The organism is Luteolibacter sp. (assembly GCF_058122085.1).
Genome location: NZ_JBIKBQ010000148.1, coordinates 1 through 8,362 on the forward strand (window position 1 = coordinate 1; position 8,362 = coordinate 8,362).

8 protein-coding genes are annotated in these 8,362 nt (G+C 62.0%); 7 read left to right on the plus strand and 1 reads right to left on the minus strand.

Annotation, left to right across the window (positions count from 1 at the left end; genetic code table 11):
- On the plus strand, positions 1-1,050 hold a 1,050-nt coding region (locus AC4DF4_RS16995; RefSeq protein WP_490049302.1), incomplete at its 5' end, for an MDR family NADPH-dependent oxidoreductase.
- 6 nt (positions 1,051-1,056) lie between these two features.
- Here AC4DF4_RS16995 and AC4DF4_RS17000 read toward each other — a convergent pair.
- Positions 1,057-1,941: a helix-turn-helix domain-containing protein gene (locus AC4DF4_RS17000; RefSeq protein WP_490049303.1), complete on the minus strand. Its 885-nt coding sequence runs from the start codon at positions 1,939-1,941 to the stop codon at positions 1,057-1,059.
- Positions 1,942-2,005: 64 nt separating this feature from the next.
- Between AC4DF4_RS17000 and AC4DF4_RS17005 the strand changes: the two genes are divergently transcribed.
- From AC4DF4_RS17005 to AC4DF4_RS17030, 6 genes are all read left to right on the plus strand, one after another.
- Positions 2,006-3,436 (plus strand): arabinose isomerase, encoded by a 1,431-nt coding sequence (locus AC4DF4_RS17005; protein WP_490049304.1) that lies wholly within the window; start codon positions 2,006-2,008, stop codon positions 3,434-3,436.
- Positions 3,437-3,521: 85 nt separating this feature from the next.
- A complete protein-coding gene (locus tag AC4DF4_RS17010; protein WP_490049305.1) occupies positions 3,522-4,754 on the plus strand; it encodes an LL-diaminopimelate aminotransferase in 1,233 nt (410 codons plus the stop codon).
- 95 nt (positions 4,755-4,849) lie between these two features.
- Positions 4,850-5,434, plus strand: a complete 585-nt coding sequence (locus AC4DF4_RS17015) for a hypothetical protein (RefSeq protein ID WP_490049306.1) — start codon at positions 4,850-4,852, stop codon at positions 5,432-5,434.
- Positions 5,435-5,648: 214 nt separating this feature from the next.
- Entirely contained in the window at positions 5,649-6,032 is a 384-nt protein-coding gene (locus AC4DF4_RS17020; protein WP_490049307.1) for a rhodanese-like domain-containing protein, read from the plus strand.
- Between the two features lie 199 nt (positions 6,033-6,231).
- On the plus strand, positions 6,232-6,642 hold the full coding sequence (locus AC4DF4_RS17025; RefSeq protein WP_490049308.1) for a PIN domain-containing protein: 411 nt from the start codon (positions 6,232-6,234) through the stop codon (positions 6,640-6,642).
- Between the two features lie 164 nt (positions 6,643-6,806).
- The gene (locus tag AC4DF4_RS17030; RefSeq protein ID WP_490049309.1) at positions 6,807-8,090 is read left to right on the plus strand and encodes an argininosuccinate synthase; all 1,284 of its coding nucleotides are present in this window, start codon (positions 6,807-6,809) and stop codon (positions 8,088-8,090) included.
- Positions 8,091-8,362: the final 272 nt, after the last annotated feature.

Genomic DNA, 8,362 nt, shown 5'->3' on the forward strand with positions numbered 1-8,362 from the left:
CCTCTTCTCGCTTGGCTTGGCGCGTTCTTGTGGCAAGTTATCCGTATGGAAGACGACGATTCAGCGGCCTCCGGCAAAGAGTTGGTTTTCAGGCAATTTGGGAATCCGCGGGATGTCCTCGAGTTCGAGGCCGCATGCCTGATTTCGCAAGCTCTTGATCCCGGCGATGTCTTGGTCCGCATCCTCGCGGCACCGGTGAATCCGGCCGACCTGAACATCATCGAGGGTACATACGGGGTGAGGCCGCCGCTGCCGGCGACGCCTGGCATCGAAGGCTGCGGGGTGGTGGAGCTGAGCAATTCCGCGGATTTCGAGGAAGGCGACCGGGTGATTTTCCTGCGCCGTGCATCGACTTGGGCGTCCCACACGACGGTTCCTGGCGAGAGTCTTTTCAGGCTACCGCCCGGCATCGATCCGCACCAGGCCGCGATGCTCAAGGTGAATCCGGCGACGGCGTGGCGTCTGCTGCACGGCTTCGGCGCGCTGGAAAAGGGCGGGTGGATCGTGCAGAACGCGGGCAACTCCGCGGTCTGCCGCTGCGTGATCCAGCTCGCGCGGGATCTCGGCATCCGCACGATTTCCTTCGTCCGGCGGCCCGAGGTGTTCGAGGAACTCCGCGGTCTCGGTGCGGACCAGGTTTTCATCGATGACGAAAACGGACATGCCGCCGCCCGGGAAGTTCTCGGCGGCGCGAACGCCGCGCTCGCCTTCAACGCCGTCGGCGGGGACAGCGCACTGCGCCTGATGAAACTGCTGCGCGAGAGCGGCTGCCACATCACTTACGGCGCGATGGGCCGCAAGCCGGTGACGGTTCCTAACGGCCTGCTGATTTTCCGCGACATCCAGGTGCGCGGGCTGTGGGTGAGCCGCTGGATCGAGAACGCGCCGCGTGACGAGGTGAATGGAGTCTATGGAAATCTAGCAGACCGCGTGGCCACCGGGAAACTCGTGCAACACGTGGATTCAACCTATCCTCTTGAAGCGTATCGCGACGCGCTGGCTCGGCTTGACGCGCCGGAGCGCTCGGGGAAGGTGCTGTTCGTGCCGTGAGCGGATTCATTCCGCCAGAGTCCGCCGCCACGTGTCGGGCGCTTGCCCGTAGGCTTGCTTGAACGCGTTCGAGAGGTGGAAGCCGGAGCTGAAGCCGACACGCGCCGCGATGTCGTCGAGCTTGGCATCGCTGGACGCGAGCAGCCGCCGGGCGCGTGTTAGCCGCAAGTGAATGACGTATTTCCACGGCGCGAATCCGGTCCGCGCGCGGAACGCGCGGCGGAAGTGCGAGTAGGCCACGCCGAGTTTCACCGCGAGTTCCTCGACGTTGACCGGCTCGGCGTGGTGTTCGTTGAGAAATCGCTCCGCGTCGTCCACCGCCCGCTGGATGCGTGACGGGCGGACGCCGCTCCGGGCTGTTCGTGCGCAGAGAGCGAGCGCCCGCAGCGCGGCGGCGGATAGCTCGGGTTGGGAGCTGGATTCTATCAAGACTTGCCGGTGGATGGCGTCGAGAGCTTCCTCCAGCCCGGCATCGATCGCGCCCTGATAGATGATGGAGGCCGCTGGAAACGTCCCTGCCGACAGGAGTCCATCCACCACCGGGCCTTGGACTTCAATCCAGCTCTCCGTCCAGCCGGTCTGTGGATCGGGGCGGTAGCGATGCCAAGTGGCGGGCAGGAGCAGAAACACCATGCCCGCGCGCACGCGGCGGCGGCCGGTCGCGCGGGTTTCCAGCCAGCCCGCGCCTTCGGAAACGAGCACGATTTGGAGCGCGTCGAGCACCCGTCCGTGAGACCAGTTGAGTGCGTGATCTTCCGGGTGGGAAGCGGGCGGATACGAGGTTCCCGCCCGGATGCGGGTGTGTCCGGCCGCCGTCACGCCGAGGCCCCAGAGCTCCATGTCCGGCGTGGCGGGAAAGTAGCGGAAGTAGTCGCTGGCAGGTGAGGTCATTTTCCGTATGCGAATGATCAATAGCCCCATTTCCAAAGCGCTGGCCATTCGATAGTTTACGGGGATGAAAAACACTCCGGTTCGCGTTGGGCTTTTTGGGATCGGCTTGGACACTTACTGGCCGCAGTTCGCGGGCTTGAAGGAACGGTTGGAAGGCTATCTCGGCGAAGTGAGCGCGAAGCTTGGCCGGCCGGGCGTGGAAATCGTCAACCTCGGGCTGATCGATTCGCCGGAAAAAGCGATGGACGCGGGGCACCAGTTCCGCCGTGAGGATGTGGACATTATTTTCCTCCACGTCACCACTTACGCGCTTTCCTCCACGGTGCTGCCGGTCGTCCGCCGGGCGAAGGTTCCGGTGATCATCCTGAACCTGGCGCCCGAGGCGGCGATCGATTACGCGAAGTTCAATAAAATGGGCGACCGCACGGCGATGACCGGCGAGTGGCTCGCGCATTGCTCGGCGTGTCCGGTGCCGGAAATCGCGAATGTCTTCAAGCGCGCGCGCATTCCTTTCGAACAAATCACCGGCATGCTGCACGACGATCCGGAGTGTTGGGACGAGGTGGACGCGTGGATCGATGCCGCCCGCGTCGCCCATGTGATGTCGCACAACCGGCTCGGTCTGATGGGGCATTATTACAATGGCATGCTCGACATTTATTCCGACACCACGCTCCAGTGCGCGACCTTCGGCGGGCATCTTGAAATCGTGGAGGTCGACGAGCTCGCGGCGATGCGGCGTGATGTTAGCGATGAGGACATCGCCGCGCGGGTGGCGCTTTTCCGGGAGCAATTCGACGTGCAGGACGATTGCTCGCAGGAGGAACTGGAGCGCGCGGCCCGCACTTCCGTCGCGCTGGACCGGCTGGTCGCGGAGCACGATCTCGGGTCGCTGGCCTACTATTACATGGGCACCGGCAACGTGGACAACGAAGACGCCATCAGCTCGATCATTCTCGGAAATTCCCTGCTAACCGCCCGCGGCATCCCGGTCGCCGGCGAATACGAAGTGAAGAACGCGCAGGCGATGAAGATCATGGACAGCTTCGGCGCGGGTGGTTCATTCACCGAATATTACGCGATGGATTGGAAGGAGGACGTAGTGCTCATGGGCCACGACGGACCCGGCCACATCGCCATCGCGGAGGGGAAAACCAAGGTGCGGCCGCTCGATGTCTATCACGGCAAGGTCGGCGGCGGATTGTCCGTCGAGATGTCGGTGAAGCACGGGCCGGTCACGCTGCTCTCGGTCGTCGAGACCGGGGACGGGCGGCTCAAGCTGCTGGTCGCCGAGGGCGAATCGGTCCCCGGCCCGGTGCTGGAAATCGGCAACACGAACAGCCGCTACAAGTTCGGCATCGGCGCCCGGCGCTTCACCAACGACTGGAACGCGCAAGGCCCCGCGCACCATTGCGCGGTAGGGGTGGGGAACCTGGCCGGAAAAATCGAAAAGCTCGGGCGTTTGCTCGGGGTGGAGACGGTTCGGGTCTGCTGATGCCTTGAGGCGACGCGAAAATGGCGGCTTTCCGGCCGCCTCCGGTCTTGCGCGATTGCCCGGCGGCCGTTAAACGTCCGCCCGCATGGCCACGATTAATTCCAATTTCCTCAAGCTCAAAGCCGGTTACCTGTTCCCCGAAATCGCCCGCCGGGTGCGCGTTTACACCGAGCAAAACCCTGACAAGGCCGCCCGCATCATCCGTTGCGGCATCGGCGACGTGACCGAGCCGCTGCCGCAGGCCGTGGTCAAGGCCATGCATGAAGGCGTGGATGAAATGGCCAGTCGCGAAACGTTCAAGGGCTATGGCCCGGAGCAAGGTTACGAGTTCCTCCGCCAGGCGATCGTGGACAACCAGTTCGCCAATCTCGGCATCTCCGCCGACGAGGTCTTCATCTCGGACGGCTCGAAGTGCGACACCGGCAACATCCTCGACATCTTCGGCAAGGGCAACGTCATCGCCATCACCGATCCCGTCTATCCGGTTTACGTCGATACCAACGTGATGGCCGGCAACACCGGCGACGCCGATGAAAAGGGCGCCTACGCCGGCCTGCTCTATCTTCCCTGCAACGCCGCGAACAAGTTCGTCGCCGACGTTCCCAAAGAGCACGCGGATCTCATTTACCTCTGTTTCCCGAACAACCCGACCGGCGCCGTGGCCACCCGCGCGCAACTCGAAGCCTGGGTGAAATACGCCAAGGCGAACGATGCGATCATCCTCTTCGACGCCGCCTACGAGGCCTTCATCCAGGACCCGGAAATCCCGCGCTCCATCTTCGAAATCGAAGGCGCGAAGGATGTCGCCATCGAGTTCCGCAGCTTTTCGAAAAACGGAGGCTTCACCGGCGTCCGTTGCGCCTACATCGTCATCCCGAAAACCGTTAGTGGCAAGTCGGACACCGGCGAGCGCATCCCGCTCCACCAGCTCTGGAGCCGCCGCCACAGCACCAAGTTCAACGGTGCCAGCTACCCGGTCCAGAAAGCCGCCGCCGCCGTGTTTTCCCCCGAAGGCAAACAACAAGTCGCCGCGCTCATCGAGCACTACATGGGTAACGCCAAGCTCCTCCGCGAAGCCGCCGCCGCCGCCGGACTGCCGGTCTTCGGCGGTGAAAACGCGCCCTACGTCTGGGTCGGCTGCCCCGCCGGATTGAGCTCGTGGGACATGTTCGACAAAATGTTAGGCGAAGCCCAGGTCGTCATCACCCCCGGCTCCGGCTTCGGCTCCGCCGGCGAGGGCTACTTCCGCATCTCCGCCTTCAACTCGCGTGCGAATGTCGAGGAAGTCTGCCGCCGCTTGAAAGCGTTGGTGGCTTGATGTGGCGGCGGTTTGCAACCGCCATGCCAAACAAGAGATGAAGGGCTTGGCGGTCTGTTCTGGCGCATCACCGCGCTTTCGGATAGCAGTCGCCTATGAGCGCTGCTGATCCGGCCGATCCTACTCCCAGCCCCGCGCAAAACCGGGCGTTGTTTCCCGGACGTTTGTTCCTTTGGGGAATCGGATTCTGGATCCTGCTATGGATTTCCTCAATATTGGTCGAGGTCGGATTGCAGGTTGATCTGAAAGACCGCCCCGGCATGATGCTTGGAGTGGGTTCCGGCTCCCTTGTCGTTACGCTGAACCATCAAGATGTTCGCCAGGCGAGCGCCATCCAGCGGGAAGGGCCTTTCTTCATTTGGTCGGGCCGCAACCGACGTCTCCATTCCGAACATCCTGAATTTCTGTTCGCACGGCTGGGGTGCATGATGACCATGAGAAACATCCAATGTGCTATGCGGAGCTATTGGGGAATGCATGCCTTGAACTCGGGAGACCTCATTCCATGGGATGAGATCTTCGGGCCGAGGAAATTTCTTCCCTCCTCCTGTCGAACATGCCCGAGCAGGCAAGACTACATCCTGGATGCCCGCATTCCCGCCGAGTATCAGCTTGTGGTGAAATGCCGGAACCCAGAACATCAACGGCGGGTGAAGAGGATCGACACCTCAGGCTGGTAAGGCGGAATTCACGACCACTTCACGCCACGTTCGGTGATTGTGTTGACGTGGCCAAAGCCAAGATAGAATCGGAGGCGCCCGCGCGATTGCGGTATCGCGGTCCGCTCGTTCTCGAAAAACTGCGGCTTCACTGGCTTTCGTCAAATGGACCTCATCCTGCGGACGCGTTTCCTGCCACTTGATCCAGCACCGGTTCCGGGCGATGGTAGCTGCGATGAAAACACTCGCCATCGCATTTGCCATTTTCACCGGGTGCGTCGTCGCGGCGGAACCCGTGACCGTGCCGGCCGAGGCCGCGGCCACTTGGCTGGCCGCCACGCCCGCCGCGCGGATTCTCGACGTGCGGACGCGGGAGGAATTCGCCACCGGCCACCTCGCCAAGGCGGTTTTGATCCCGTGGACGGACAAGGATTTCGCCACCCGCGCGGCGAAAGAACTCGATCCGGGCAAGCCGCTGCTGGTTTACTGCCGCAGCGGCCGCCGCAGCGCGGAAGCCGCCGCCGCCCTCGTCAAACTCGGATTCGCCGACGTCCGTCAGATTGAAGGCGGCATCGTCGCCTGGGAAAAAGCCGGCAAGCCGATCGTCAAGCCCGAGTAATTCCATCCATTCCATGAAGTTTCCATTCCTGAAAATATTTTCAAATTTTCCGAGCCTTACCCTCCACTTGTTCCACCCTTCCGGCTAAAGTTCACAAATCCCCAAATATATCCGAACATGATTATTGAACTCGACGAAGCAAATTTCCAATCCGAAGTGCTCGACTCCCCTCTGCGGAGAAACTCAACCTGGGCAAACCGTGAATTTTAAGAATGTGAGCTTGGACACATCGGTGGTCCTTCGCTTGTTGGTGGGCGTTCCGGCGGATCAGGCGAGAGTTGCCAGGGAATTCGTGACCCATCGGCTTGCAGGGAACGATTCGCTGCATATTTCAGACATCGTCCTCGCAGAAGCTTACTTCGCCCTGCAAACTTTCTACAAGATTCCTAAAAGCGAAGCCCTTGAAATGATTTCGCTACTGTCAGCAGGGGGCGGCTTCACCATCAGCCGGAATGCCGCCGATGTTCTCGCACTCCCGGACCTGAGCTCCGCGAAACCGGGGGTTGTGGATCGCTTGATCCATGGCGCGAGTCACGGCCAAGGCCACACGCTCGTTACTTTTGAAAAAGCCGCCAAAATGCTGGCCACCACCCACGTCCTGCAAGCCTGACTCTTCACGGACCTCGGAATTCATTTCTCGTGCTCGTCCAGCCTCCAGCCCCGGATTTGTTTTCCCGCGCCTTTTTGCGGCTGAAATCCTCCTCGCTTTTTTAGACGAGCCAAAAGCTCTTCCCCCTTGCCCGGCACGCCGCTTCATGCTTGCCTCCCGCCCTCATGAAAATCGTCGTCGCTTACTCCGGTGGTCTTGACACCTCCGTTCTCCTTCTCTGGCTCAAGGCTAAATACAACGCGGAAATCATCGCCTATTGCGCCGATGTCGGCCAGGGCGACGAGCTCGACGGCCTCGAAGCCAAGGCGCTCTCCACCGGTGCCTCCAAGTGCTTCATCGGCGACCTCAAGGAAGACTTCGCCGCCAACTACATTTTCCCGATGATCCAGGCCGGCGCGATTTATGAAGGCCGCTACCTGCTCGGCACCTCGATCGCCCGCCCCTGCATCACCCACGACATGATCAAGGTCGCCCTCGCCGAAGGGGCCGATGCCATCGCCCACGGAGCCACCGGCAAAGGCAACGACCAGGTCCGCTTCGAGCTCTCCGCCGCCGCCCTCGCGCCCAACGTCAAGTGCATCGCCCCGTGGCGCGACGCCGAGTTCCGCAAGGAATTCCCCGGCCGTGCCGAAATGATCGCCTACGCCGAGGCCAACAACATCCCGATCAAGGCCTCCATGAAGAAGCCCTACTCGATGGACCGCAACCTCCTCCACATCTCCTTCGAGGCCGGAGCCATGGAAGACCCGTGGTATGACGCCACCACCCCGGCCGATACCGATATGTATGTGCTTTCCGTTTCCCCGGAAGACGCCCCCGACCAGGCCGAATACATCCAGATCCTGTTCGAAAAAGGCAACGCCATCGGCCTCAAGCACGACAATCTTTGCGCCCTCCTCGGCGAGTTGGGCGACGTGAAATCCACCGGCCAGCAAGACGGCTACTCGCTCTTCACGCCCTACGGCATCATGCGCGTGCTCAACCTGCTTGGCGGTCGCAACGGCATCGGCCGCGTGGACATCGTGGAAAACCGCTTCGTCGGCATGAAATCCCGCGGCATCTACGAAACCCCCGGCGGCACCATCCTGCTCGCGGCCCACCGCGACCTCGAAACCCTCGTCGTCGACCGCGAGTCCATGCACATCCGCGACAGCCTCATCCCCAAATACGCCCAGTTGGTTTATAACGGATTCTGGTTCGCCCCCGAGCGTGTCGCCATCCAGGCCCTCGTCACCGAGACGCAAAAAACCGTCACCGGCGAGGTCCGCATGAAGCTCTACAAAGGCAACGTCATGCAAGCCGGTCGCCGCTCGCCGTTCAGCATGTATTCCGAAGCCGTCGCCACCATGGAAGGCGGCCAGGAAGAAGCCTACAACCAAGACGACGCCACCGGGTTCATCGCCCTCAACGCCCTCCGCCTCAAGGCCACCGCCCGCCAGGGCAAATAAGGGGAGGGGACGAATGGCGCGCGGTGAAGCCGTATTCAGATAGACAGTGGCTGGCGCGTCTCGCGCCCGCCCGTTGTCGGGGCTTCGCGCCAGTTGTGTCCGGCATCTTATCTGCTCACGCGCGCGGCAACGAAAACCCGCCATGGTCCGTTAGGTCGTGCCGGCACAATCCTCGCGGTGCCGCGTAAATCCAAAACCGACCTGAGCCATGTCTCCCGCCTCCGGGGATTCAAGCTGCTGGAGCGATTTCAGGAGGCTTTCGCCGGACTCGA